The sequence below is a fragment of the Paenibacillus sp. 1011MAR3C5 genome, assembly GCF_003591485.1.
GTDB lineage: Bacteria > Bacillota > Bacilli > Paenibacillales > Paenibacillaceae > Pristimantibacillus.
In genome coordinates this window covers 116,956-143,873 of sequence record NZ_QZCF01000006.1, presented here as the reverse complement: position 1 = coordinate 143,873, position 26,918 = coordinate 116,956, and the positions used below count along the sequence as shown (strand labels likewise).

Below are 26,918 nucleotides of genomic sequence, written 5' to 3'. Positions count from 1 at the left end.
CCGCGAACAAATCTCCACTTGTATACCTATCCATTAATTTCTAGTAAACATATACATAATAGAACTTCATATTTACCGCAAAAGAGTGGAGGTTGCTTAGTTGGAACAGTATCAAATCGTACCATGGGATGACATGGTGGCAGAAGAATCTTCCGGTCTGAACTTAGAGCAATACGTTCCACCCGAGCTGGAGAAGCTCGCTTATCAGGTATGCAAGTCCTATAACATGGACGTCAGAGGCATGACGCTTATTACCTCCAAGCCGGACAAAGGAGGCGCAATCTGGCGCATCGACACCAATCATGGAACCCGCAGTCTGAAGGTGCTTCACCGTACGCCCGCAAGAAGCTTATTCAGTGTGGGCGCACAAGAGTATGTGGTGAAGCAGGGCGCGCGGGTTCCAGGCATTATTTTGACCAGGGACGGCAAAAACTCCGTCGTAGCCGGCGGAAAGCTGTGGATTGTGACTGACTGGATTGACACGCTGACGCCTGTCGCCAAGATCGATCTGGAAGGCGCACAGACGCTTTGCCACGGACTCGGGGAATTTCACAAGTGGTCGAAAGGATATGTGCCTCCGCTGGAGGCGGGGAAGTCTACCCGCATATTCAAGTGGGAGAGCCAATATCAGAAGATCATGACGAAGATTGGCTGGTTCCGCCATATCGCCAAGGCTTACCCGGATGCGGCGGCAAGCCCGCAATTGCTCTCGGTTTTGGATACGTTTGAGAATCAGGCAAAAGAGATCTTTACCAAGTTCCAAGAGTCGTCTTATCAAAAAATGATTCGCAAAGGAGAAGCGCACTGGGGGCTCGCTCATCAGGACTATGGCTGGTCCAATGGCCAGATGGGGCCGGGCGGCATCTGGGTCATTGATCTGGACGGTGTGGCGTTCGACTTGCCGATCCGCGATCTTCGCAAAATCATTACCAGCACGATGGACGATATGGGCGCATGGGATCTGGCGTGGATCCGCGGCGTTATCGATGCGTATCATCGCGCGAATCCGCTGGATCGTGAGACATTCGAGCTATTATGGATCGATATGGCGTTCCCGAACGAATTTTATAAGCATGTAAAAGAAGTGGTGTTCCGTCCTGTTGAGTTTATGGATCTGGAGCTGGGACCGATACTGGATCGCGTCATCGCAACGGAGACAAACAAGTGGGAAGTGCTGCGCGAGCTGGAGAAAGATAAAGCCAAGTATCCGGCAGGCGACTACACGGAGATCGTCACGGCGCCAAGCCAGCCGTACACGTACCGGGATTACGCGAAGAAGGGACGTCGTGTGGAAGGCGGTCGTCCGCTGGAGCGGACCCGCAGCGGGTCGAACATTATCCGTCTCGTTGTGGGACCGGATGGCAAGGGTATCCTGCTGAAGCCTGGAGTAGAGCCAGGAGTAGAGCCAGGAGATGTCCGGAAAGGCAAACGGTCGAAGCGCGATTCCGAGCCATTCTACAACAAGCCGCCAAAGAAGCTTCGCGACGAGAAAAAGGGACGTCGCAAACAGAAGAAACGGAAGTCCGAGGAGCCGGTCTTCTACCTGCCTCTTGACGTCAAGCCAAAGAAAGAGAAAGCTGCGAAAGCTATGAAGCCTGGAAAAGCTGCAAAAGCTGCAAAAGCTACAAAAGCTACAAAAGCTACAAAAGCTGCAAAAGCAGTGAAGCCTGTCTCGGAAAAACTGGCTAAAGGGAAGAAGCTTTCGAAGGCATTGATCCCTCAGGCGCCAAAGGCGGACAGAATCTCCCGCCCTCATGTGAAACGGCCGACCGAGGAGGATATCCGCAGATTGAGGACGGAACCGGCGAGAAGAGCAGCAAGAAAGCTAATGGTACCGGTGAAGCCGGCCGGCAAGAAAAAGTCGGTGCAAGCACCTTCGTCCAAGAAGAAAAAAGGCGCCATCGGCAAAGGAACATTCGCTGCGCAAAGAACATCGTACAAGAAGGCTAAGGTCAAAGCCTATATCCTCGCTTACCGGAGAAGCGAAGTGTTAAGGGAGAGTACGCGATGAATATATTATTGATATGCACAGAGAAGCTTCCGGTGCCTAATATACGGGGTGGAGCCATTCAAACTTATATCGGTGGCGTCGTTCCTTTGCTGAGCCGCGGTCATAAGATTACCGTTATCGGGCGAGCAGATCCAGAACTGCCGGATGAGGAGACGGTAAACGGTGTGCGCTATCTACGGTTCGACTCTCAGGGCGTTCTCGATATCTATATGAGCAATGTGATTCCGTACCTGGAAGCGAGCGCGGAAGAGTACGATCTGATTCATATTTTCAACCGTCCCAAATTGGTGCTCCCCGTTGCTTCCGTAAAGCCGAATGCGCGTATTGTGCTGAGCATGCACAACGACATGTTCAATCCGCTGAAGCTGAACAAGGTAGAAGGAGACGCCGTCATACAGCGCGTCGAAACCATTATTACGATCAGCAATTATATTGGTGCGGCGATCTGCAAGGACTATCCGCAGGCGGGGCCCAAGATCCGCACAGTCTATTCCGGCGTCGATCTGTCGAAGTTCGCTCCGTGGAAGCAATCTCAGGCTGCGCAAAGAGACCGGGACAGCATCCGCAACCAGCATAAGCTGGGCAATAAAAAGGTGATCTTATTCGTCGGCAGGCTGTCGCGGAACAAGGGGCCTCACGTATTGGTCAGAGCAATGTCCCATCTGCGGCATTCGGACGCAGTGCTTGTCATTGTGGGTGCGGCTTGGTACAGCGACGACCGGATTAGCGATTATATCGCTTATCTGCGGGCATTGGCGGAGAAGTCGCCGATCCCGGTTATGACGACAGGCTATGTGCAGGCAAGTGAGGTGCACAAATGGTTCTGCGCGGCAGACGTCTTCGTCTGCACATCGATATGGGAGGAGCCGCTCGCCCGGGTTCATTATGAAGCAATGGCAGCGGGGCTGCCGCTTATTACGACGGCAAGAGGCGGCAACCCGGAGATTATCCGCGGGAATAACGGCATCATCATTGAGAATCCGGAGGACCCGGCCGAATACGCGTCCACTCTGAACAGCATGCTGTCCAATGTCGGCAACGCTCGTCAGATGGGCTTGCATGGCCGTAAGCTGGTAGAGGATCATTTCACCTGGAACCATGTAGCGGGTCAAATTCTGGAGGTCTGGGAAAATCAGCCTGCCGATGTGGAGGGCGCATCCGAATTCGTATCCGAGCCTGTAGTTGAATCTGTACCCGAATCCGCATCCGAATTCGTATCCGAGCCTGTAGTTGAATCTGTACCCGAATCCGCATCCGAACCCGAATAGGTGCCCCTAATCGTCCTCGTATAGAGAGCAATACCCCCTTGCCGTTAGGCGAGGGGGTATTTGTCATTGCGCCGCTAAAGGGGCGTGTTGCGTGTTGCGCCGGGCGTCTCTCGGAGCTCTAAGCCGCAAAACTCGGCTAGCAGAGCCAGATCGCGCGCCCAGCGAAGCTCCAAGCCGAGAAACTCGGCTTGCAGATCCACATTGCGCGCCCAGCGAAGCTGCAAGCCGAGAAACTCGGCTAGCAGAGCCACATCGAGCGCCCAGCGAAGCTGCAAGCCGCAAAACTCGGCTAGCAGAGCCACATCGAGCGCCTAGCGAAGCTGCAAGCCGCAAAACTCGGCTAGCAGAGCCACATCGAGCGCCTAGCGAAGCTGCAAGCCGCAAAACTCATTTTGCAGAGCCAGATCGAGCGCCCAGCGAAGCTGCAAGCCGAGAAACTCGGCTAGCAGAGCCAGATCGAGCGCCCAGCGAAGCTCCAAGCCGAGAAACTCGGCTTGCAGATCCACATCGCGCGCCCAGCGAAGCTGCAAGCCGCAAAACTCGGCTAGCAAAGCCAGATCGCGCGCCCAGCGAAGCTGCAAGCCGAGAAACTCGGCTAGCAGAGCCACATCGAGCGCCCAGCGAAGCTGCAAGCCGAAAAACTCGGCTTGCAGATCCACATCGCGCGCCTAGCGAAGCTGCAAGCCGAAAAACTCGGCTAGCAGAGCCACATCGAGCGCCTAGCGAAGCTGCAAGCCGCAAAACTCGGCTAGCAGAGCCACATCGCGCGCCCAGCGAAGCTGCAAGCCGCAAAACTCGGCTAGCAGAGCCAGATCGCGCTCCCAGCGAAGCTGCAAGCCGAGACACTCGGCTAGCAGAGCCAGATCGCGCTCCCAGCGAAGCTGCAAGCCGCAAAACTCGGCTAGCAGGGCCAGATCGCGCGCCCAGCGAAGCTCTAAGCCGAGACACTCGGCTTTCCACTTCTGCCCAAATGAAAAACCCTGCCCGGGAGGCAGGGTTGGACAGTTAGTCTTAGTTATCATCGTCGTCATCATCGTCGTCGTCATCATCGTCGTCGTCATCATCGTCGTCGTCATCATCATCGTCATCATCGTCGTCGTCATCATCGTCGTCGTCATCATCATCATCATCATCGTCGTCGTCGTCGTCATCATCGTAATCGTCGTCATCATCATCGTCATAATCATCATCATTAACCGACCGAACGTTTACCTCGTCATCATCATCGTCGTCATCGTCATCGTCATCATCCTCGTCGTCGTCGAGGACGAATTGAACCTCGGCGACATCTTTCCATTTAATGGAGTCGAGAATGTCTTTAATCGCGGACTTGCTGCCATTTTTGCCATCGAGTGAATATTCCTTCGTGCTGCCGTTTGCATATTCGACAATCAGCTGCGAGACGTCTTTCGATTTAAGCACGCTTTTAACTTGCTTTAGAATGGACAAGAAAGGATCCCTCCGTCTGCTTCATATTTTCAAGCTAGTATATTGTATAAGCGGGCGGTATCATTGGCGTGGGTGGATGAAGCGGGGTAACCGCATGTTTTTGCTAGATTTATGTGAAGAAAAAATAAATCAAATCACATATTGACTCTCACGTTGCGTGATACTTTAAAGTAAGTGTTGCAAGGGGGCGAAGACGCTATGAAAGTAAAAGAAGTTGCGAAGCTGGTCGGGATCAGTGTGCGCACACTGCATCATTATGATGAAATCGGATTGCTTATTCCCGATCAGCTCACCGAAGCCGGCTACCGGGTCTATTCGGAACGGAATTTGGAGCAATTGCAGCAAATTTTATTTTTTCGCGAGCTTGGCTTTCCTTTGAAAAAAATAAAGGAAATCGTCACAAGTCCGGACTTCGACCGGCTGGAGGCGCTTAAGCTTCATGAGCAAATGCTGGTCGAAAAGAAGAAGCACATCGATATGCTGCTTCAGACCGTAGCGAAGACGATCCAACATGCGAAAGGAGAGGTTCATATGTCGCATAAAGAGAAATTTCAAGGCTTTGATTTCAGCAGCAACCCTTATGAGCAGGAGGCGCGCGAGCGCTGGGGAGATAAAGCGGTCGACGAGTCGAACGCCAAGGCAGCTCAGATGAAGAAGGACGGGCAAATGGAAAAGTTCCAGGAGGATATGAATCAGCTATATGCGAGGCTGGCTGATCTCCGTCACACGGACCCGTCATCGGAAGCCGCGCAGCAGTCGATTGGAGAATGGTATGCCATGCTGAGCAAGATGGGGAGCTATTCGCCGGAGGCATTCAAAGGCTTGGGACAAATGTATGTCGATGACCAGCGTTTTACGAAAAATATCGATCAATTCGGTGAAGGCCTTGCTGTATTCATGCGGGACGCCATGGCGATCTACGCCGATCGGCTTCAAGGCTAGCCAAAGCCAATTCAACGTGCACAGAGGAGGGATATTCCCTTTTCTGTGCACGTTCTTGTGCGTTCTGCACCTTGTTGCGGCTGTTGCGAGTCTCCTATAATGAATGGCAGATAGTCCAAAGCAAGGCAAAGGCACTTTAGACGTGGATGTTTGGCTGCAGGAAGGAGGTTTCTGGTATGAATATCGTGATTGCACCCGATTCTTTCAAGGGGAGCTTGTCGGCCAGAGAAGCAGGATTGGCTATGGAGAGAGGCATCAGACGGGTTAATCCGGATAGCATTGTCAAAGTCGTTCCGATGGCTGATGGCGGAGAAGGGACGATGGAATGCTTGATCAGCGCGACGGAAGGGAGGTTCGTTACCCGGAAGGTTATGAATCCGCTGGGACGGGAAATCGAGTCCGGGTTCGGCATTCTTGGCAATGGCACGACCTGTATTATCGAGATGGCAATGTCATCCGGCCTGTATCTGATCGAAAGCCATGAACGTGATCCGATGCGGACGACGACATATGGTTTTGGTCAGTTGATTACGGCCGCGCTGGATCAAGGCTGCCGGGAATTTATATTAGCGGTCGGCGGCAGTGCGACTAACGACGGCGGGGCGGGCATGCTGCAAGCTTTAGGCGTAAAGCTGCTCGGAGCGGATGGAGAGGATATCGGCTTCGGGGGCGGCGAGCTGGCGAAGCTCCATAGCGTGCAGACGGATGACATGGATCCAAGGCTCAGCGAATGTGCGTTCATCATTGCTTGCGATGTGCAAAATCCATTGATTGGTCCGAAGGGCGCATCGGCTGTATTCGGTCCACAGAAGGGGGCTACGCCAGCAATGGTTAGCCAGCTCGACGAGAACTTGAAGCACTTCGCGGATGTGATCGAACGGACGCTAGGAGCAGCTATCCATCATATCCCCGGCACAGGGGCGGCTGGCGGATTGGCTGGCGGTATTCTGGCCTTCCTGAACGGAAAGCTGGAATCCGGGATATCCATTGTGGCGCGTGTTACCGGATTAGAGGAGGCTATGCAAGGCGCCGATTTGGTTCTGACGGGGGAAGGCCGCGTCGACTTTCAGACCGTTGGCGGCAAGACGCCTTACGGTGTCGCCAGGCTTGCAAAGTCCCATGGCGTACCTGTTATTATACTGGCTGGCTCGGTGGGTGAGGGAGTGAACGTCTTGTATGAGCATGGCGTGTTGGCGGTGCTCAGCATCGTGAATCGGCCGATGACATTGGAGGAAGCGATGGCGCATACCGGACCGCTGCTTGAAGATGCAGCTGAGCAAGTGATGCGAATCATTCATACGACAGCTTGGGAGGATGGCTAACATTCAACTCATACGAAAAAAGCCGAGGAATTGCCCTTCGGCTTCTTTGCGCTTGCCTGACGATAGGGAACCAATATCTGGATGATGCGTATAACTGAAGAAGAAAACGAACAAAAGATAAGTACAAGGTGTAACTGTTAAGAGACCTCAAGATGCGAATCCGCCGGTACCGCCAAACCTAACTCCTGATAAGCCAGCAAGACAGAGCCCGCGACGGGCGATAGCGTAGACTCCACGGGCAAGTACCGTTTGTTGCTGCCCTGAGCCAGTTGCTCGGACAGCAGCCTGGACACGTAAGTGCTGCGGATAACACTGCCAATAAAGGCGACCTCCACCATATCGCTCTCGAAATAAGAGCCGATTAGTTCGATGCCGACCTTAAGCTGATGAACAGCCCGATCGCATACGGCCATAGCGATCGCGCTGCCGCTATCCGCAGCATCGGACACAATAGGCGCGAATCGCCCAAAATGCTTGTCCCTCCCATCCTATCGGAGTGGAAGCCTTGACGGGCAATCGCCCTCCATTCATGAAGATCCGCCGCTTCCTAGTGGCGAAGCATGGATACGACTAATGCTTCGTTCGAAGCTCCGGCGTGGCCGGCAAGCACTTCATATACGGCGTCATAAGCCAGAAAGCGCGCTGCGCTGAACGCATAATGGTGAAAGTCATAATTGCGGATGTGCTCACGGGATTCAGTTATGCCAAGAATGATGGACCCGGTGCCGGAGATGGCGACGATGCCAGGTCTCGCCCGCAATGCGCCGGCGTGCGCCGCGACCGCATCATTCATATGCAGCTTGGGGCAATGAAGTCCAGGCAGCGCAGTCAGCTCGGACACCCAGGCAAGGTCCTCCGGATTATCGTAACCGGCAATGCCTGCAGCGACACAGCGCACGTCTTCCGGGCGGACGTTGGCGATCATCAGTGCCTCGGCGATGCTGTTTCGAACATTATGAACAGCGTTAGAATCTTTATATACGGATGCAGCGCGGGGATTGTCCAGATAAGCAAGCTGGTGCCCTTCCAGATCGCATACGAGCACTCGGGTATGCGTACCGCCTCCTTCTATCCCGATAACAGCCGGTATATTCATATGCAGCAATGACCTCCCTAGATCTGCGTAAATCGTGAATTTCGCCTTACTGTCATTTACTAGGGTAATCATAACATAATTTGGACGAGCGGCTATATGGTTTGTCCAAGAAACGAATGAGCAACGCCAAAGAGCGTGGTCCGTCCGTCGCAAGGAGGCTATGAATGATGAAGAAAATGCAACGAATTCTGTCCATTATGATGGCGATGTCTCTGTTGTTGGTTGCCTGTTCAGGGCCTTCCGCAGAGGAGAAGGATGCCAAGCAGCTCATTACGGATTATAAAAAAGCTATGCTGGAAGTAAAGGATTATCGGGAGATCGGTATTCAAGAAGATTCCTTCTACACGGATCTGGAGAGCAAGATCAGAACCTTTTTTTCCGAAGAAGGCGCCCAAGTGCTTATTAATCGGGAATATGCCATGTATTTAGCCTATGCAGCAAAACATAAGCGTAACGTAGAGCTTGGCGAGGTCGAATTGACATCGATGAAAGAGAAAAGCGATGTATTTGATTACGAATACCGAATACCTGTGCGGGTGAAAGACGAAGCGGGAGAGCTGCTGGGCGAACATGAATATCAAGGGCAAGTGAAATTGACGAAGGAGAATGGGCGTTTCGTTATTGAAAAAGAGTGGAGCAGGCCCATTAAAGCTATGCTGTGGTAGTGCTTTGTTGATATTGAAAAAGCTGCGCCAAAACTCATGTAACCATTGACCGCTAATAAACGTCTATATGGAAAAGGGAATCGGGAGGTACGGTGATGACAGGAGAGGGGCATCAAGCGTTGCAAAAAGTGGCCAGACTGCTCATTGCGGCAGCCTTCGCCATCACGATGACGGGCTGTCAGAAGGAAGCTCCGAGCTACACGACGGAGGAAGGCTCGTCTGAGCCGTCGGCGCTGTCTACTCCGTTGACGTTCCAGATCGATACCGCAACGCAAGGTCCTTCGCCATTAGCCACAGCAACTCCTGAACCGTTATTGACGGGGGAAGAACAGCTGACGCTGGTAGATGACGAGCAGTCCGGCAGCGAGCCAGAGCAGCCTCACTGGCTGCGCGATATCACATTCGAGAACGAATATGCGACTATTCTGCATCAGCTCGAATACGAGACGCTGATGATTTTGGCCAAGGCGGCGGAGATCCGGTTTGCGAATAAGGAAGAAGCGCCATCATTCGAAGCGTTGAAGTCTGAATTGCTGAAATATAATGCGGAGCAGAGACTCGATCCGTGGCAAACGATATATGAGAATGACCCAGGCTGGCTGCTGGAGCCGAGTGAACTGCTGTTCGCAGTCAATATGTATGAACCGAGTCTGGAGCTGTCCCGAGACGATGATGAGAAAGTGCGGCTCAACTTCAAGACATTCGGCCAGTCTTTTCAGAGCCATACCGTATCCAGACATGTAGAGATTGAACTGCTTCGATCCGGAGAGAACTGGCGGATCGGCGATATCAAGAGCCGCGCTGCCGAATATGCCTTTACCAAAGAAGATGCCGAGCACATCATGATGACCAGCGTCGGGCACGCCAGTTATGTCGGAGACGATGATACGCACTATTTCTTCCAAGACGGAGAGGGATTCGAATACGTATTTCATAAGCAGAATGGATACTTCACCCATCCTTGAGCATTCAAGGCTGGAGCAAGAGGAAAGGGCACCCTGCGGGGTGCCCTTTCCTCTTGCCCATTCAACTTAGAACGTCAGCAAGCCCATAGCCCGCTTGGCGGCGTCTAGTGTTTTGTGCGCTTCCTCAGACGCTTTGCGCGCGCCTTCCTTGAGAAGGAGATCCAGCTCTTCGGAATGGACCAGCTCATTATATCGCTCTTGCAGCGGAGTAATCTTGTTGATGACAACCTCAGCCAGATCCTTCTTGAAGGCGCCGTAGCCTTGGCCTTCGTAACGCTTCTCGACAGCAGGGATATCCTCGCCGGAGAAGACGGAATAGATCTCGATCAGATTGCTGACGGCCGGCTTGTTGTCCCAATCGTAGCGGACGCTCATATCGGAATCTGTCACGGCTCTGGAGAACTTCTTGCGGATAGCGGCAGGCGTGTCCAGCAGAAGGACGTAGCTGCTTTGATTCGGATTGCTTTTGCTCATTTTTTTGGCGGGGTCGTCCAGACCCATGACCCGGGCACCCACTTCTTGAATGACAGGTTCCGGCAGAATGAAGGTTTCACCGAAGCGGTTGTTGAACCGGCTCGCCAGGTCGCGCGTCAGCTCAAGATGCTGCTTCTGGTCTTCACCAACCGGTACATGCGTCGCCTGGTAGAGCAGAATATCGGCAGCCATCAGAGCCGGGTACGTGAACAGAGCAGAGCTGACGGCGTCCTTGCCATCAGACTTCTCCTTGAATTGCGTCATGCGGCTCATCTCGCCGAAATAAGCCTGCGTCTCCATAATCCATCCCAGCTCAACGTGAGCAGGCACATGGGACTGCATAAAGATTGTATTGCGTACAGGGTCCACTCCAGCAGCGATATATAGCGCCGCGATCTGGCGGGAGCGCTCGCGCAGCTCCTTCGGATCCTGCGGAACGGTGATGGCGTGCAGATCAGGCACGAAGAAGAAACCTTCATATTCCTCTTGTAATTTGACGAATTGTTGAAGCGCTCCTACATAACCTCCGATGTTCAGATCGCCGCTTGGCTTGATGCCGGACAAGATACGCTTGTTCATTCAGCATTCCTCTTTTCTCCAATAATTTGAACCCATTGGGGAACCTGGGCAATAAAAAAACGCCCGTCCCCCTGCAAGGGACGAAGCGTAAACTCCGCGATACCACCCGAATTCGGCCATTGGCCGCTCTTAGCCATGAACGGAGCAATAAGCGCGTTGCCGCGTCCCCTTGCATACTTTCGATCATGTCTCCCGGGATAACGGGGGGAGAGGCCGTCAAAGCCTACTGCCATAAGCCGATTCAAGGCTTACAGGTTCGGATTGAAGCGATGGGATCCATTCGCCGAATGCGGATGCGCCGGACCTTTCACCAGTCGCCGGCTCGCTAGGGCATACGCTAAAGAATCGGGTACTACTTCCCATCTTGGCTGTAGCTGTATGTTTCAAGTATTGAATATAAGAATAGCTGGAAACAGAAGCGGAGTCAAGCGGAAGCTGACAGGTACTTTTCGTGAGAAAAATGTCTAAAATTGTCTACAGATGTACATAATGGACTATTAGCATACAAGCCCGAGGGTGAGCCAAATGAAGGAAACGAAAGGTGAAGAAACACCTGATTCGCAAGGCTTGAATCAGGAACAGTCGTTGAAGGAAAGGCCGATCATGTCCGGCCTTCAGAATAATCTGGCGTTGATTAGAAGCGAGCTTGGCAACAGTACCGATATCGTCATACGAGAGGTAGGCGTGCCGGGAAGCGGCGGACTTGCGCTAGCGGTTATCTATGCAGATGGTCTGGCGGATAAGCAATCCGTCTCCGAATTTATTCTGGAGTCGGCCATGATGCGTGACCGAATGAAGCATGGGGAAGGAGAGAACTCCAATCAAGCAAGTCCACAGGCATTAGCGCAAGATGTTCTGACTATTAGTGATACGAGTGAAATCAGCCATTACGGAAGGCTGTTCACGGCTTTGCTATCCGGCGAGGCGATTATCTTGGTCGACGGGTATGACTCCGCAATTGCGGCGGGGACGAGAGGGTGGCGGGACCGCGGGATTAATGAGACTTTAACGGAGACAGTAGTCAGAGGCCCGAAGGAGGCCTTCACGGAGACGCTTCGTACGAATACGGCGATGATCCGCCGGAAAATCAAGGATCCGCATCTATGGCTGGAAACCAGGCAGATTGGTCGTATTACGATGACCGACGTGTCTATTATGTTTATCAAAGGCCTCGCAGACGACAAAGTGGTGGAGGAAGTGCGTCTCCGGCTGGATCGTATCGATATCGACGGCATATTGGAGAGCGGCTATATCGAAGAGCTTATTCAGGATGAGACCTATACGCCTTTTCCAACCATCTACAATAGCGAACGGCCGGATGTGGTGGCTGCTGAGCTGCTCGAAGGAAAGGTTGCTATTCTGGTGGACGGAACGCCGATGGTACTGATTGTTCCGGCATTGTTCGTTTCCTTTCTGCATGCTGCGGAAGATTATTATCATCGCTTTGACATCAGCACGCTCATTCGAACATTGCGCTACATTGGCGTATTTATTGCGCTGTACAGTCCGTCGCTTTATGTTGCGATCACAACGTATCATCAAGAAATGCTGCCGACTCGGCTGCTGTACAGTTTGGCGGCACAGCGGGAAGGCATTCCATTTCCGGCCTTTATCGAGGCGATCATGATGGAAGTGGCTTTCGAGATTTTGCGGGAGGCGGGCCTTCGCATGCCGCGTACGATCGGTCCGGCGGTCTCGATCGTCGGAACCTTGGTCATCGGACAGGCTGCCGTTGAAGCGGGCATCATATCGGCAGCGATGGTCATCGTCGTATCCATAACAGCGATTGCCAGCTTTGTTTTCCCGTCGTACAGCATGGCCAATACCATTCGAATGCTGCGGTTCCCGCTGATGGGACTTGCAGCGACATTTGGATTATACGGAATTATTATAGGCACGTTTGCGATTGTGCTGCATGTCAGCAGCTTAAGGTCCTTTGGCGTACCGTATATGAGTCCGTTCGCCCCGCTGATTCTGAGCGATCAGAAGGATGCCATATTCCGGTTGCCTCACTGGGCGCATTTTACCCGACCGAAACTCGTGAACCGGAGCAATCAGAGGCGCCAGCAGAATCCCAAGTCTGCAAAGCCGAAGCCATAGCTGCCAACTATGTTGGAAGGAGGGAAGGAGTAATGGCGCGTAAAGCAGGATGGTGCTTCGTCATTGTTCTTATGCTTGTGCCACTTATAACCGGATGCTGGAATCGCCGCGAATTGAATGATCTCGCCATTGTAGCCGCATTGGGCATCGACCGGGTTAAAGACAAGTTTCTCGTTACGGTTCAAGTGGTCGATCCCGGCGAAGTCGCCTCACGGCAAGGCAGCAGTGGTCTTTCTCCCGTGTTAACTTACCATGGAATAGGGGATACCGTGTTCGAGGCAGTCCGAAAGATGACGACCGTCACGCCCCGCAAGCTGTACTTCTCCCATTTGCGGGTTTTTATCATCGGTGAGGAGTTGGCGAGGGAAGGCATGGGCGAGGCGCTCGATTTGATGTCCCGGGACCAGGAAGGACGCACGGACTTCTATATTGTCGTAGCCAAAGGAACGACGGCGGAAAACGTATTAAAGGTGCTCACGCCTATTGAGAAAATTCCAGCTTCCAAAATGTTTGATTCACTAGAGGTGTCGGAGAGATCATGGGCGCCGACGGTTGCCGTGCAGCTGGATGAGCTGATTACTAATATTGTGAGTCCCGGCATACAAGCGACATTAACCGGCGTTGTCATTCAAGGAGATCCTGAGCTGGGGAGCAAACGAAAAAATGTCGAGACGCCGGCTACACCTGTTCATCTTCAATATAAAGGTATTGCCATGTTCAGGGAGGACAAGCTGATTGCCTGGATGAACGAAGACGAAAGCAAGGGATTCAGCAACATTACGGATCGATTGAACAGTACGGTTGTGAAGGTGGCTTGCCCAAGAGGCGGCAAGCTTGCCATCGAAGTGATTCGGTCCAAAACAGCCATTAAGGCCAAGGTTAGAGACGGCAAGCCGGAAGCCGAGGTCGTGATGCATACGGAAGCCAATGTAGCGGACGTCGAATGCAAAATCAAACTTACAACGGCTACAACGCTGTTTGATCTTGAGAAAGCCACGGAGGATGCCTTAAAGATGCATGCCGAGAAAGCCGTGAAGAAAGCGCAAAGGCTAAAATGCGACATATTCGGATTCGGTGATGCCATTCACCGGGCTAATCCCCGCTACTGGAGTAAAGCGAAGGAAAACTGGGACCAACAATTCTCCAAGATGGACATCCGATTTAACGTGGATGTCAAGATAAGACGCATTGGAACGATTGGTGAGTCTTTCTTAAATGACATGAAGGAGTAGGATATGATGCTTGCCATTGGTGGCATATTAGCGACAGCTGTCGTCATTGCTATGCTGGAAGTGCCTGGATTACGGAAGAAGCGGCAAGTGAAGGAAATCTGGCTGTTTATGATTCTCTTGCTGTTCGGTACCGGAGTCGGCATTGCGGAGAGCCTCCATCTCCCGTTGCCGAACCCGCTGGACTGGGTGTCATACGTGTATAGGCCAATTGGGCAACTGGTAGATAGCGCGCTGAACTAACAGGGGATGAACGCATGAAGATGAACGTAATGATAAGCGGCAGGCAATTTGCTTTATTGGCTGCGTATATTTCAATTGGCGATTCCATGCTTGTCCTGCCATCCATACCTACCAGCGCAGCGAAGCAGAATGGTTGGGTATCTGCCCTCATCGGTTTGTGTGCGGGATTATTGGTCGTATGGCTTCTAAGCGCGGTCGGCAGGCTGTACCCCCGTCTCACATTGGTGCAATATGTGGAGAAGCTATTCGGGAAATGGCCAGGCAAGCTGGTATCCCTTTGCTTTATTTCTTATTTGTTCCTCTCCCTTGCTACCCATACCAGGGAAATCGGCGACTTTATGACGACCCAGATGATGCCGGAGACGCCGATTCAAGCGATCCATATCATGTATGTGGGGATATTGGTAATGGCGGCGAGATTGGGGATGGAGACGATTGCCCGAACGGGGGAGTTTTTTTTCGCTTTCCTACTTTTGTTTCTGATGGTGTTCTTCCTGTTCTTAATTCCAGATATGAAGATCAATCATCTTCTACCTTTTTGGGAGGGCGGCTTAAAGCCTATTATTCGGGGATCGATTACGATGACCGCGTATCCATTCATGGAGCTTGCTGTGCTGTTGATGGTTATGCCTAGTGTCCGCAAGCCGGAAGCGGTCCGCTCTCATTTTTTGCGAGGAGCTTTATTTGGAGGGACTGTGCTGCTAGTCATTATCTTGCTCTCTATCCTTGTGCTTGGTCCGGATTATGCCATGCGAAGCATGTATCCCAGCTATGCGCTGGCCAAAAAGATCGACGTTGGGAATTTTTTTCAGAGGCTGGAGGTTCTGTTAGCCTTTATGTGGCTGCTGACCTCCTTTATCAAATCGGCGGTGTACTTTAACGTCCTTCAAATCGCCTTGGCCCAGATGGCAGGCCTTCGCAGTGAAAAGGGAATGGAGCTTCCGTTCGGTATGCTGCTGGTTTTCTTCGCGTTGTTGGTCTCTTCGAATATTATTGATTTTCATGAAGTGGATCAGTATTGGCCTTATATGGACATGACGTTCAGCGTCATTCTGCCGCTCGCGGTGCTTGCCGCATATGGCACTCGCCGTGCTGCAAGACGCAGATAGGAGGGATGTATTTGTGAGGTCCAAGGAAAAGATTAGCGCACGTCAATTCAGCATTCTGGCAATTCTCTTTTTGATCGGCACGCCAATTCTCATTATTCCGGCTGCGGTAACCTCTATTTTGAAGCAGGACGCGTGGATTGCGGCCTTGCTAGGTATTGCAGTCGGGTTGTTGCTCACGAAGCTGTATGTAGCGGTGGGAAATCTGCATGCGGAGAAGTCGCTCTTCGAGACGCTGGAGCATGTTCTCGGAAAGTGGCTGGGCAAGGCCGTCACAGCTGCGATTATCTTCTTTTGCCTCATAACGGCTTCGGAAGTGTTGTTTTTTATCGGCAACTTTATGACTACCCAAATTATGCGGGTAACGCCTATACAGGCGTTTAATATCTTGTTCGCCATTGTGGTGGTCATCGGCATTCGCAAGGGAATCGAGCCGCTGGCCCGATCTGCAGAGCTGTTATTCCCGGTATTTGTGCTGCTTTTTATCGTATTGGTGGTATTCGTATCGCCGCAGATTCATATGGAGCGGATTCAGCCTGTATTGGAGTCTGACCTGAAGAGCATGGTTTGGGCGACGATGTATTTTGCAAGCGTGTTTACTTTTACCCCGTTCTTGTTGCTTACCGTATTCCCTAGCGAGATCGATCGACCGAAGGAGGCAAGCAAAGGATTCTATAGAGGTACAATCATTGCCGGAATCGTTCTTGTTCTCATTATTGCATTATGCATCACGGTGCTTGGTACGGATATGACAGCCAGACAAACCTATCCGAGTTATGCGCTAGCCAAAAAAATCAATGTTGGCCACTTTCTGCAGCGTATTGAAATTGTGATGGCGATTATGTGGTTCATTACGATCTTTTTCCGGATATGCGTTTACTTCTACGCGGCGGTACTTGGCATGAAGCAGCTTTTTAATCTGAAGGACTATCGATCTCTCGCGCTTCCCATGGGTATGCTGATGGTTGTATTATCGCTGATTGTGCATCCCAATGTGATGCATAGCGAGGAATATAATCGTAGCGAGTGGCTGCCATTTGTAGCGACTTATGGCTTTCTACTCCCTCTGTTATTGCTTATCGTTCATGCCATTCGCCGAAAACAATAAGCGCAACACAAAATCACATTCTTTTTTACCAATAATCGCTGATGTAACTTTTTCGTTAGTGTGCTACGATACGATACGGCAGTGCCTCTAAGCAGGCATAGCGCATGATGAAGAAGTGAAGGTGATGACATGGAAGGGCATGCTGGAGAGACAGCAACAGACAAAGGCAAGGGTACGAAAGATTTAAAGCTGTTCTACCTGACATGGCCTATATTTTTGGAAATATCGCTATTTATGATGATGGGTATTGCAGATACGTTCATGCTCAGTGCGATCTCCGACAATGCGGTATCGGGCGTCGGCGCAGCGAATCAGTTTCTGCATATTTCCATACTGCTGCTGGAGGTTATCGGCAACGGGGCATCCATCGTTGTAGCGCAATACATCGGGTCGCGGAAATTTTTTGAGGCGTCCAAAATTTCGGCAGTAGCCGTTACGCTTAACTTGCTGGTCGGCATCGTGATGAGTGTGCTGTTCGTCGTGTTCAACGGATATTTGCTTCGTTCACTGAACTTGCAGGGCGAAGTCTATGAGTTCGCGCACAGCTATCTGGCTATCGTGGGCGGAGCCATCTTCCTGCAGGCGATCATTAACTCGCTGGCCGCTATTATTCGCGTACATGGCTTTACGAAGGAAGCGATGTTCGTATCGCTCGGCATGAACGTGATTCATATTATCGGTAACTATGCGCTGATCTTCGGCAACTTCGGTATGCCGGCGCTTGGCGTAGAAGGTGCGGCGATCTCGACCGTGGCGAGCAGGCTGCTGGCGATTGTCGTCTTCTTCTGGCTGTTGTACCGCATTATGGCGGTGCGCATTCAGTTCAGCTATTACTTTAATCTGTCCAAGGAATACATCGGTAAGATATTGAAGATTGGCATTCCCTCCGCACTGGAGCAGGTGATGTATCAGAGCTGCCAGATCATCTTTATCTTCTACACGACGTTCTTGGGCGAAGCCGCACTGGCGGCCAAACAATATGCTACAAACATCTCAATGTTCATCTATCTGTTTGCACTCGCAGTCGGCATGGGAACATCGATTATGGTCGGTCGTCTGGTCGGCGAAGCTCGTCCGAACGACGCATACAAGCGCGTATGGATGAGCGTGCGCTCGGCGATTATCGGCACGCTGATCGTAGTTGCGCTGGTGATGCTGTTCCGGGAGCAGCTTGTCGGCATGTTCACAGAGGACGCCGATGTCCTGCGAATCGGAGCGCAGGTGCTGCTGTACAGCCTGCTTCTGGAGACGGGACGTACCATTAATCTGGTCATCGTCAATGCGCTGCGCGCATCCGGCGATGCCAAGTACCCGCTATTCGTCGGCATGTTCTCCATGGTTGGGATGAGCTTGTCGCTAGGCTATCTGTTCGTCTTCCATTTCAATATGGGGCTTGCCGGCATATGGCTGGCTATTGCGGCAGATGAATGGCTCCGGGCGATTATCTTCTACTTCAGGTGGAAGAGCCGGGCATGGGAGAAGCATGCGCTTGTGCGGCCGGATAAGGAACCAGACCATGCAGCGGTTCATGTATAGAAGTGCAGGCTGATCTGCCTGCCACGACAGATGCGTCTGTCGCGGCAGGCTTTTTTTGTCGGAGGGCTTCAAGGGCGAGGGATAGCATCGAACGAAGCGGGAATAGGCTGCCAGGCAAGGTGGGAAAGCTAGTGTTGAAGGGAGAAAGAGAGTGAATCAAAGCTTCTAATGGCGGGGTTGACATCATGCTCCTGTTCTGATATCTTTAATTTAAGATAATTCAAATTGAAATAAAGGGGGCAGGCACACATGGCGAATAAAGGAACCAATGAAGCACTCGATTTGTACATCGCCTTATCCCGAGCAAGCCAGTGGATCAATGCCCATGCCGACCGTGATATACGCAAGCATGGACTGAATCGGACCGAATTCGGCGTGCTGGAGCTTCTCTATCACAAGGGACCACAGCCTCTGCAGCAAATCGGTGGCAAGGTGCTGATGAGCAGCGGCAACATCACATATGTTGTGGATAAGCTGGAGAAGAAAGGGCTTGTAGCCAGACGCGCTTCCAAGGAAGACCGCCGCTTGATCTATGCGGAGGTGACCGACGCGGGCTGCACATTTATAGAAGCCGTCTTCCCGATGCATACTACTATTATCGAGCAGGCTGCCAGCGGGCTATCTGACGAAGAGAAACAGATTGCCAGCGAGCTGTTGAAGAAGCTAGGGAAATACGCGCAGCAGTCCTACCAATAGAGCTTGTCCAACTGTAACCAGTGGAGGATGAGCGGGAAGACTGCTTTTGCAGGGCATATATCTTAAATTAAAGATAATAAGGAGAGATTGAGATGACTACGAAAACAGCAGGGATTCATCATATCACGGCATTTGTACGGAACCCCCAGCAAACGACTGATTTTTACGCAGGGGTACTGGGACTGCGGCTGGTGAAAAAAACAATCAACTTCGATGCGCCAGAGGTTTATCACCTATACTTCGGCGATCGGATGGGCAGTCCAGGCACGATCATTACATTCTTCCCTTGGGCGGATTCGCGCAAGGGTCATATAGGCGGCGGGCAAGTCGGCATTACGAGCTACGTCGTTCCGGCAGACGCTTATGATTTCTGGAAGGAACGGCTGGCTAGACTGGGAGTCGAGACACAGGAAACAGAGCGCTTCAGCGAGCGTTATCTGCAATTCGCCGACCCGGACGGCTTGCGCGGTGAAATTGTAGCGCGGGAGGAAGGTCCGAACAATGACTGGTCATTCGGAGGCATTCCAGCCGATAAGGCGATCAGAGGCTTTGGCGGGGCGGTGCTGTTCAGTACGGCGCCTGAGTCCACAGGCAAGCTGCTGGAAGATGTGATGGGTCTGACGAAAGTAGGTGAGGATGCCGGCTTTGTACGCTACCGCGCCTTCGGTGATCTGGGCAATGTTATTGAAGTGAACGCTATCGCTATGGCTCACGGTCATGGCGGCCACGGCACCGTGCATCATATTGCGATGAGAGCGGCGGATGATGCCGAGCATGCTGTCTGGAGACAGCATGTAGCCGCGCATGGCTATCAGCCGACGCCGATCGTAGACCGCCAATATTTCAACGCCCTGTACTTCCGTGAGGAAGGCGGCATTCTGTTCGAGATTGCAACAGATCCTCCGGGCTTTGCAAGAGATGAAGAGCCAGAACATCTGGGCGAAAAGCTTATGCTGCCGGAGTGGTACGAGAAGCATAGGGGAGAAATCGAGAAGAATCTGCTGCCATTTGAAGTAAGAGAATTGGAGGAGAACTGATGATGAAGCATCTATTCACAAAAGGTACGAATCCGAACGCGCCGGTATTGCTGCTGCTGCATGGAACGGGAGGCACGGAGCGCGACCTGCTGCCGCTGGCGGAGAGGCTGTCGCCTGCTTCCTCCGTCCTAAGCGTCAGAGGCAATGTATTGGAGAATGGCATGCCGCGATTTTTCCGCAGACTGGCGGAAGGCGTATTCGATATCGAGGATTTGATCTTCCGGACGCAAGAGCTCAATGAGTTTCTAGATAGCGCGGCGGCGGAATACGGCTTCGACCGCGGCAATATCGTGGCGGTCGGTTATTCCAACGGGGCGAATATTGCCGGGAGTCTGCTCTTCCATTACAAGGATACGCTGAAGGGCGCTGTCCTGCATCATCCGATGGTTCCGATTCGCGGTGTAGAGCTGCCGAATATGGATGGGCTGCCCGTCTTCATCGGAGCCGGCGAGAACGATCCAATCTGCCCGCCGTCTGAGACAAGAGATCTGGAGGCGCTGCTGAGCGGGGCAGGAGCCGAGGTGGCCACACACTGGGAAAGATACGGCCATCAATTGACCGGCACAGAGGTGGCGGCTGCGGCGGAATGGTTCAAGAAAACCTTTTGAGGAGGAAGCGGCATGATTGTTATTGACCCTGAGCGACAGAGCGCCCAGGATAATTATAAGCTGCTGATCGGCAGCATTATTCCCCGTCCGATCGCTCTGGTCACAACCTTGTCGGCAGACGGCGTGCTTAATGCAGCTCCGTTCAGCTTCTTTAATATCGTGTCCTCCAATCCTCCGATGGTTTCCGTGTCCGTACAGCGGAAGAACGGCTCGCAAAAGGATACAGCGCGAAATGCTGAGTCACAAGGCGCCTTCGTCGTCCATATTGCGGATGAGACTTATGTAGAAGCGATGAATCAGACGGCGGCTCCGGCAGCGCCGGATGTCAGCGAGGTAGAGCTTGCAGGGCTGACGGCTGTGGGTAGCGATAGGATCAAGGTACCGGGCGTGCTCGAAGCGAGTATCCGAATGGAATGTGTGCTGGAGCAAGCCTTGCCGCTTGGCGGTACGGAGGATTCGCCTGCTTGCGATCTGCTGATCGGCAGAGTCGTACGCTTCCATATCGCCGATCGGCTCTACGAGAATGGGCGGATCGATCCGGATGCTCTGCAGCCGGTTAGCAGGCTTGCGGGACATGATTACGCTAAGCTCGGAGAGCGATTTACATTGGTCCGTCCGGAGTAAGGTTCATAGCTGGAGAAAAGCAGCATCCTAGATGAAAGGATGCTGCTTTTTAGTTGGTATAAGGGATGATGCGCTCCGTGCATCTGCAAGCTGCTGGAGACAGCATCAGGCGGCGTCTTGCCTCAATCGTTCGCCCGTACCTTGAACAGCCGGTACTGCTTGGGCGAGATGCCGTTCTCGCGCTTGAACATGCTGCAGAATTGCGCATCGTTGACAAACCCGGCATCGAGAGCAATCTCCGAGACGAGTTTCTCTGGGTGGAGGATAAGGGACGACCTGGCGTAGTTGAGCCGCTTCACATACAAATATTGAAGCGGGGCTACGCCGTACTTCTCCTTGAACAGATGGCGAAACCGTCCGTAGCTGTAGCCCGCCAAATCGGCAAGCGCTTGAATGGATATTTTTTGACGAAAGTGCTCATCCATAAAGTTAAGCACATAATTCATTCGGTCTGATTGCTGCTTGGGCGCCTTCCGGGTGCCGATCAGCCGGATCAATTGAATCGACAGCTCCCCGACCAGCAGATTCAGCATGTCCGAAAAATCCTCCCGTTGTTGGACGAATTCGGTTTTCATCCGCAGCAATATATTTTCGATTGTGCCGTCTTGATCGTCCTCGAAGACGCCATTGAGATAAGACAGGCCCTCGCGTTCGCTATAGAAGCCGACGAACAGGACGTCCGCTTCATTCAGATGAAGCTCGTCATGTTCGGTGAAGGGAGTGACGAGGGCAAAGGTATTTTTGCGGAAGGTATAGGAGGTTGATCCGATCTTCGTATGCCCCTTGCCATAATAATAGACGAGCTCAAAGCACTCGTGAAAATGGGAAGGAATATATTGTTTCTCCCGGCGTCTGGAGAAGAACAGAAAATCCATATTGTTCATGCCCGCAGCTCCCATCGTTTGATTTAGCCAAATCATATAAGAAATATGAGCGAATCAAGATAAAACATAAGGGCTTTGTTTGGTACAATCATAACATTGCAAGAAGCATATCGTAAACTTCAGAGCGAATAGAGAGATTGAGACTGATGAGCTGTGAAGAAATCAACCAAACCTACCTTTAGGGGGCATAATGATGAAACGAAGTTTATTGGCTTTAGTGCTGGCTGCTGTGATGTTGATTGCGGCCTGTTCGGGCGGAGGCAAAAATGCCGGTCCGGCGAACGAGAATACGAACAATTCCAGTCCCAAATCGGACAAGCTGAAAGTAGTCCTGCTCGTACCGGGGACGCTTGGCGACAAATCGTTCTTCGATGCGGCGAACACCGGACTTGAGCAAGTGGCGAACAGCCTGCAAGCAGAGACGAAGGTTATCGAGATGGGTGTCGATACCACGAAGTGGGAGCCGACATTCAATTCCGTTGCGGCACAAGACTGGGATGTAATCATCTCCGGCGGCTCGCAAATTACGGAGCTTCTGAATGCGACAGCTGAGAAGAACCCTGACAAGAAGTTCATTAACTACGACACCGACATCCCGGAAGCGGCGGCCAACGTATACGCAATCTCTTATGCGACGAATGAAGTATCCTTCCTGGCAGGCGCGGCTGCGGCTCTGACTAGCGTATCCGACATGGCGCATGCGAATGAAGACAAGAAAATCGGCTTCCTGGGCGGTATGGATATCCCTGCGATCAACGCATTCCTGGTTGGTTACATCGAGGGCGCCAAGTATGCTGTACCGGACATCAAAGTTGCTGTATCCTATGCAGGCGACTTCGCCGATCCGGGCAAAGGCAAGGAGCTGTCCCTGCTGCAATACAACTCTGGCGTTGACGTGATCTTCAACGTAGCGGGCGGAACAGGCCTTGGCGTGTTCGATGCAGCGAAGGAGAAGAGCCGTTACGCCATCGGCGTAGACTCCGATCAAGCGACGATGATGGCTGGTACGGACAAGGAAAAAGCGGACCTGATCATTACCTCTTCCGTGAAAAAAATCGACCAAGCGATCGTTCATGCCGTACGCGGCATCAAAGCCGGCACGCTGGAGCTTGGCAAGCTGGATGTTGTAGGCCTGGAGCAAGACGGCGTAGGCATCGTGCGCAACAACATTTTCGATGCAGTCGTATTGGAAGAGATCAAAGCCCAACTGGTTGAAATCGAGAAAAAACTGATTGCTGGCGAGATCGAAGTAAGCAATGCGATGGGCATGCAGACTGCCGAAGTTGACCAAATCCGCAATTCCGTTAAGCCATAACACACGGATTCATACGAGCTTTAAGCTAAAATAACCAAGGGAGTTCTTCGGCTGCGAAGAATTCCCTTCAATTCTATCAGGCCGCCATCGCTATGCTTGCGGGGGGCTAAGGGGAGAACATTGATGCGGCAGAATGTGCTGGAGATGCGCAATATCACCAAGGTCTATCAGAATGGCGTTACAGCCAACCGCAACGTCGACTTCTCGCTGAGAGAAGGCGAAATTCATGCTCTGGCTGGAGAGAACGGAGCCGGGAAATCAACTTTGATGAAAATATTGTTCGGCATGGAGGCGCCTAGCGACGGGGAAATCCGGCTGCGAGGCGAACAGATGCGCTTCCAGACGCCGCAGGATGCGATCGCCAAAGGTATCGGCATGGTTCATCAGCACTTTATGCTGGTGCCGTCCTTCTCTGTAGCAGAGAATATGGTGCTTGGGATGGAGCCGAAGAAAGGTCTTGGCATTCATTATGAAGAAGCGGTACGCATGACGCAGGCACTGTCGGACAAGTACCAGCTGACGGTTGATCCAAGGGCGAAGGTAGAGTCCTTGTCAGTCGGCATGAAGCAAAAGGTGGAAATTTTGAAAGCGCTCCTACGCGGAGCGAAGATTCTTATTCTGGACGAGCCAACGGCTGTACTGACTCCGCAGGAGACCGAAGAGCTGTTCAAGCAACTGCTTGTGCTGAAGCAGGAAGGCCATACGATCGTCTTCATCTCTCACAAATTGAAGGAAGTGAAGGCGATTTGCGACCGCATTACGATTATGCGAAGCGGTACAAGCGCTGGCGTCTTCGATATGGCGGATGTCACCGAGCAGGAGATATCACGGCTCATGGTCGGCCGTGATGTCGTGCTCAAATATGATAAGGCGGAATCCTTCTATGGACCGCCAGTGCTGGATGTTAAAGGGATTACGTACGTAAATGCCTTGGACAAAAAAGCGTTGAACGATATCGGTCTCACGATCCGCGCGGGTGAGATTGTCGGCATCGCCGGTGTAGAGGGGAATGGGCAGGCCGAGCTGGTCAAGGCGCTTACGGGCGGTCTTGGCGGCCGTGTACAGGGTTCGGCCAAGGTGAACGGTTCCGAGATCGTCAGCATGGATATGCGTGCCATCCGGGAGCTAGGCATCTCCTATGTGCCCGAGGACCGTATGAGTCAAGGGGCTGCCAAGGAAGAGAGCATCTCCGACAATATGATCTCGACGCGGTATCGCAGCAAGGATTGGAATAGGGGCTTATTCATGAAGGGCAAGTCGATCGTGCGTTTGGCGGAGAAGCTGATTGAGGAATTCAAAGTCAGATGCTCCGGTCCTGCGCAGCCGATCGGTATGCTGTCCGGCGGCAACATGCAGAAGGTAATCGTGGCGCGGGAATGCTCGACCGATCCCATTCTGCTCATTGCCGAGCAGCCAACCAGAGGCGTCGATATCGGGGCGGCTCAGCTCGTCCACCAGAAATTGCTGGAGATGAGAAGCCAGAATTGCGCGATTCTGCTGATTTCGGCTGATTTGAATGAAATTATGGAGCTGAGCGATACACTGTACGTCATGTATGGCGGGGAACTCGTTGCTTCATTTGATAAGCCGTCCGAAGTGACGGAGGAAGAGCTGGGATTGTATATGCTCGGACTGAAAAAACAGCAGGGTGAACACACGGGGAGGGGCGTAACGTCAGATGCTCAAGTACTTTGATGCCATTAGAACACTGATATCGATTGCGATTGCGCTAGTTATCGCCTTCCTCATCATTGCCTTGATTAGCGAGCAGCCGCTGGAGACGATCTCGATCTTCCTGCTGGGGCCGTTATCGACGACTGCACAGATCGGCAATGTGATCGAGATGGCGATTCCGCTTATGTTCACAGGCTTGTCGGTCGTCCTGTTATTCCGCAGCGGATTGTTCAATCTCGGCGCGGAAGGCTTGTTTTATATATCGGGTGTGGTTGCTGCCATAATCGCGATCTACGCCAGCATGAACGGCTTTATTCATCCAGTCGTGGCGATACTGGCCGGCTCAACGGTCGGCGCGCTTCTATCGGCTATTCCCGGCATAATGAAAGCGAAGTGGAATGCAGAGGTACTCGTTACGTCGCTGATGTTCAACAGCATTCTGTCCGGTATCGGCCTTTATATCTTGAACTATCACTTGCGGGATGCGGCGGCCTTCGCCAATGTGTCCTACAAGTTCCAGGAGACGGCGAGACTTGCGAACCTGATTCCGGGTACGCGAATTCATACGGGACTGATTCTGGTGCTGGTCTGCATCGTGGCTACCCATTACTTCATGTATCACACGAGATGGGGCTATGAGCTGCGGATGACGGGCTCCAACCGCGCTTTCGCCGAGTTTTCCGGCATTAAGACGGGTCGGGTCATCATTACAGTGCATCTTCTCGCTGGCTTCCTTGCGGGAATGGGCGGATCGGTAGAAGTGCTGGGGATGTACTCCCGGTTCCAATGGTCCGATCTTCCGGGCTACGGCCTGGATGGGGCGCTTGTCGCCTTGCTGGCGAAGAACAATCCGCTGTCGGTCGTAGGCGCGGCGCTGTTCCTGGCTTACATCCGAATCGGCGCCGACCAAATGTCGATTATGTCGGATGTACCGGCAGAGCTCATCTCGATAATTCAGGCGATTATTATTCTGCTCATCTCGGCGGAGCAATTCCTGAAGATGTGGAAGAACAGACAGCTGTTGAAGGAGGCGGAGAAACTTGGATAGCTTCTGGAGCGTACTTTTTTCGACGGATTTTGCTTTCTCCGTCCTTCGGGTTACAACGCCGATCCTGCTTGCCGCTTTAGGGGCGCTGATCTCCAACAAAGCCGGTATTGTCAATATCGGCATGGAGGGGACGATGCTCGTTGGCGCCTTGACGGGCGTTATCGTGAGCGCCTATACGGGCAGCGCTTGGCTCGGGCTGCTTGGGGCGGTCATGTCCGGCATTACGTTGTCGGCCATTCTGGCCTATTTCACATTGAAGATCAAGACGCATATTATTTTGGGCGGTATCGCCATTAACATGTTCGCCTCGGGCGGAACGGTCTTTATTCTCTATTTGGTCAGCGGGGACAAAGGCACTTCGACTTCTTTGCAAAGCAAAGTGCTGCCGAACCTGCATATTCCGCTGATACAGGATATTCCGGTGCTGGGACCGATCCTCTCCGGCCATAACGTATTGACGTACATTTCCTTGCTGGCAGTGGCAGGCGTGTATTATATGCTGAAGAGAACGCCGCTGGGCTTGCAAATTCGTTCGGTTGGCGAAAACCCTCAGGCGGCCCAATCGGTCGGCATCAGCGTAGCCAAAATTCAATTTATCGCGTTATTGCTAAGCGGATTTTTCGCCTCTCTCGGCGGCGCGTTCATGTCCATGGGCTATCTGTCGCTCTTCACGAGAGATATGACGGCTGGACGGGGCTGGATCGCGATTGCGGCGGAAGCGCTTGGCGGAGGCAGCACGATTGGGACATTTGTCGCTTCATTAATCTTCGGGGCGACGAATGCAATGGCCAATGCGCTGCAAATTTTGAAAATACCATCGGAGCTGATCTCGACGTTCCCTTATGTGGCAACGGTCGTAGGCTTGCTCGTCTATGCCATTATTGAGAGCAAACGGAAGAAACGCAAAAAGGGAATCTAACAGCTAAGGAGACGGACATT

Annotated in this window: 27 protein-coding genes; 20 read left to right on the top strand and 7 right to left on the bottom strand. The window is 52.4% G+C overall.

Annotated features, from left to right (window positions below):
* Positions 1-100: 100 nt before the first annotated feature.
* Positions 101-2,011 carry a CotS family spore coat protein gene (locus tag D3P07_RS18705; RefSeq protein WP_259391585.1) on the top strand — a complete coding sequence of 637 codons (1,911 nt, stop codon included), beginning with the start codon at positions 101-103 and terminating at the stop codon, positions 2,009-2,011.
* Positions 2,008-3,279, top strand: coding sequence for a glycosyltransferase family 4 protein (locus tag D3P07_RS18700; RefSeq protein ID WP_119801777.1), 1,272 nt, complete (start codon positions 2,008-2,010; stop codon positions 3,277-3,279). Before D3P07_RS18705 ends, D3P07_RS18700 begins: the two co-directional genes overlap by 4 nt.
* Before the next feature lie 74 nt (positions 3,280-3,353).
* On the opposite strand, the gene D3P07_RS18695 is transcribed toward D3P07_RS18700, so the two are convergent.
* Genes D3P07_RS18695 through D3P07_RS18685 form a run of 3 tightly spaced genes read right to left on the bottom strand, consistent with a single transcriptional unit; the run spans position 3,354 to position 4,454 of the window.
* Positions 3,354-3,581: a hypothetical protein gene (locus D3P07_RS18695; RefSeq protein WP_119801776.1), complete on the bottom strand. Its 228-nt coding sequence runs from the start codon at positions 3,579-3,581 to the stop codon at positions 3,354-3,356.
* 60 nt (positions 3,582-3,641) lie between these two features.
* The gene (locus D3P07_RS18690; RefSeq protein WP_119801775.1) at positions 3,642-3,938 is read right to left on the bottom strand and encodes a hypothetical protein; all 297 of its coding nucleotides are present in this window, start codon (positions 3,936-3,938) and stop codon (positions 3,642-3,644) included.
* 60 nt (positions 3,939-3,998) lie between these two features.
* The gene (locus tag D3P07_RS18685) at positions 3,999-4,454 is read right to left on the bottom strand and encodes a hypothetical protein (protein WP_147384539.1); all 456 of its coding nucleotides are present in this window, start codon (positions 4,452-4,454) and stop codon (positions 3,999-4,001) included.
* A gap of 472 nt (positions 4,455-4,926) precedes the next feature.
* Here D3P07_RS18685 and D3P07_RS18675 point away from each other — a divergent pair, with 472 nt between their 5' ends.
* Positions 4,927-5,670 carry a MerR family transcriptional regulator gene (locus tag D3P07_RS18675; RefSeq protein ID WP_119801772.1) on the top strand — a complete coding sequence of 248 codons (744 nt, stop codon included), beginning with the start codon at positions 4,927-4,929 and terminating at the stop codon, positions 5,668-5,670.
* Between the two features lie 176 nt (positions 5,671-5,846).
* Positions 5,847-6,992, top strand: a complete 1,146-nt coding sequence (locus tag D3P07_RS18670; RefSeq protein ID WP_119801771.1) for a glycerate kinase family protein — start codon at positions 5,847-5,849, stop codon at positions 6,990-6,992.
* A 137-nt stretch (positions 6,993-7,129) separates the two neighbouring features.
* On the opposite strand, the gene D3P07_RS18665 is transcribed toward D3P07_RS18670, so the two are convergent.
* Positions 7,130-7,441, bottom strand: coding sequence for a hypothetical protein (locus tag D3P07_RS18665; RefSeq protein WP_119801770.1), 312 nt, complete (start codon positions 7,439-7,441; stop codon positions 7,130-7,132).
* A 98-nt stretch (positions 7,442-7,539) separates the two neighbouring features.
* Positions 7,540-8,088, bottom strand: coding sequence for a BadF/BadG/BcrA/BcrD ATPase family protein (locus D3P07_RS18660; protein WP_182914390.1), 549 nt, complete (start codon positions 8,086-8,088; stop codon positions 7,540-7,542).
* A gap of 164 nt (positions 8,089-8,252) precedes the next feature.
* Here D3P07_RS18660 and D3P07_RS18655 point away from each other — a divergent pair, with 164 nt between their 5' ends.
* The gene (locus D3P07_RS18655; RefSeq protein WP_119801768.1) at positions 8,253-8,753 is read left to right on the top strand and encodes a hypothetical protein; all 501 of its coding nucleotides are present in this window, start codon (positions 8,253-8,255) and stop codon (positions 8,751-8,753) included.
* Positions 8,754-8,848: 95 nt separating this feature from the next.
* On the top strand, positions 8,849-9,718 hold the full coding sequence (locus D3P07_RS18650; RefSeq protein WP_119801767.1) for a hypothetical protein: 870 nt from the start codon (positions 8,849-8,851) through the stop codon (positions 9,716-9,718).
* 66 nt (positions 9,719-9,784) lie between these two features.
* Here D3P07_RS18650 and trpS read toward each other — a convergent pair whose 3' ends face one another.
* A complete protein-coding gene (gene trpS, locus D3P07_RS18645; protein ID WP_119801766.1) occupies positions 9,785-10,771 on the bottom strand; it encodes a tryptophan--tRNA ligase in 987 nt (328 codons plus the stop codon).
* Between the two features lie 525 nt (positions 10,772-11,296).
* Here trpS and D3P07_RS18640 point away from each other — a divergent pair.
* The 10 genes from D3P07_RS18640 (at position 11,297) to D3P07_RS18595 (ending at position 21,058) form a co-directional block, all read left to right on the top strand.
* Positions 11,297-12,871, top strand: a complete 1,575-nt coding sequence (locus D3P07_RS18640; RefSeq protein WP_119801765.1) for a spore germination protein — start codon at positions 11,297-11,299, stop codon at positions 12,869-12,871.
* A gap of 32 nt (positions 12,872-12,903) precedes the next feature.
* On the top strand, positions 12,904-14,103 hold the full coding sequence (locus D3P07_RS18635; RefSeq protein WP_119801764.1) for a Ger(x)C family spore germination protein: 1,200 nt from the start codon (positions 12,904-12,906) through the stop codon (positions 14,101-14,103).
* Positions 14,104-14,106: 3 nt separating this feature from the next.
* Positions 14,107-14,343, top strand: a complete 237-nt coding sequence (locus D3P07_RS18630) for a hypothetical protein (protein WP_259391584.1) — start codon at positions 14,107-14,109, stop codon at positions 14,341-14,343.
* A gap of 14 nt (positions 14,344-14,357) precedes the next feature.
* Entirely contained in the window at positions 14,358-15,452 is a 1,095-nt protein-coding gene (locus D3P07_RS18625) for a GerAB/ArcD/ProY family transporter (RefSeq protein ID WP_119801762.1), read from the top strand.
* Positions 15,453-15,465: 13 nt separating this feature from the next.
* Complete coding sequence (locus D3P07_RS18620; protein ID WP_259391583.1) at positions 15,466-16,557, top strand: GerAB/ArcD/ProY family transporter; 1,092 nt, start codon at positions 15,466-15,468, stop codon at positions 16,555-16,557.
* A gap of 129 nt (positions 16,558-16,686) precedes the next feature.
* Entirely contained in the window at positions 16,687-18,093 is a 1,407-nt protein-coding gene (locus D3P07_RS18615; protein WP_119801760.1) for an MATE family efflux transporter, read from the top strand.
* 249 nt (positions 18,094-18,342) lie between these two features.
* On the top strand, positions 18,343-18,789 hold the full coding sequence (locus tag D3P07_RS18610; RefSeq protein ID WP_119801759.1) for a MarR family winged helix-turn-helix transcriptional regulator: 447 nt from the start codon (positions 18,343-18,345) through the stop codon (positions 18,787-18,789).
* A 92-nt stretch (positions 18,790-18,881) separates the two neighbouring features.
* On the top strand, positions 18,882-19,826 hold the full coding sequence (locus tag D3P07_RS18605) for a VOC family protein (protein ID WP_119801758.1): 945 nt from the start codon (positions 18,882-18,884) through the stop codon (positions 19,824-19,826).
* A gap of 2 nt (positions 19,827-19,828) precedes the next feature.
* Entirely contained in the window at positions 19,829-20,434 is a 606-nt protein-coding gene (locus tag D3P07_RS18600; RefSeq protein WP_182914422.1) for an alpha/beta hydrolase, read from the top strand.
* Between the two features lie 12 nt (positions 20,435-20,446).
* Positions 20,447-21,058: a flavin reductase family protein gene (locus D3P07_RS18595; RefSeq protein ID WP_119801756.1), complete on the top strand. Its 612-nt coding sequence runs from the start codon at positions 20,447-20,449 to the stop codon at positions 21,056-21,058.
* Between the two features lie 122 nt (positions 21,059-21,180).
* On the opposite strand, the gene D3P07_RS18590 is transcribed toward D3P07_RS18595, so the two are convergent.
* Complete coding sequence (locus D3P07_RS18590; protein WP_119801755.1) at positions 21,181-21,942, bottom strand: helix-turn-helix transcriptional regulator; 762 nt, start codon at positions 21,940-21,942, stop codon at positions 21,181-21,183.
* Between the two features lie 190 nt (positions 21,943-22,132).
* Here D3P07_RS18590 and D3P07_RS18585 point away from each other — a divergent pair, with 190 nt between their 5' ends.
* From D3P07_RS18585 to D3P07_RS18570, 4 genes are all read left to right on the top strand, one after another.
* Positions 22,133-23,257 (top strand): BMP family ABC transporter substrate-binding protein, encoded by a 1,125-nt coding sequence (locus D3P07_RS18585; RefSeq protein ID WP_259391582.1) that lies wholly within the window; start codon positions 22,133-22,135, stop codon positions 23,255-23,257.
* Between the two features lie 123 nt (positions 23,258-23,380).
* Positions 23,381-24,952 (top strand): ABC transporter ATP-binding protein, encoded by a 1,572-nt coding sequence (locus D3P07_RS18580; RefSeq protein ID WP_119801753.1) that lies wholly within the window; start codon positions 23,381-23,383, stop codon positions 24,950-24,952.
* Entirely contained in the window at positions 24,936-25,979 is a 1,044-nt protein-coding gene (locus D3P07_RS18575; RefSeq protein WP_119801752.1) for an ABC transporter permease, read from the top strand. The genes D3P07_RS18580 and D3P07_RS18575 overlap by 17 nt, the downstream gene beginning before the upstream one ends.
* Positions 25,972-26,898 carry an ABC transporter permease gene (locus D3P07_RS18570; protein WP_119801751.1) on the top strand — a complete coding sequence of 309 codons (927 nt, stop codon included), beginning with the start codon at positions 25,972-25,974 and terminating at the stop codon, positions 26,896-26,898. The genes D3P07_RS18575 and D3P07_RS18570 overlap by 8 nt, the downstream gene beginning before the upstream one ends.
* The last annotated feature ends 20 nt before the right edge of the window (positions 26,899-26,918 follow it).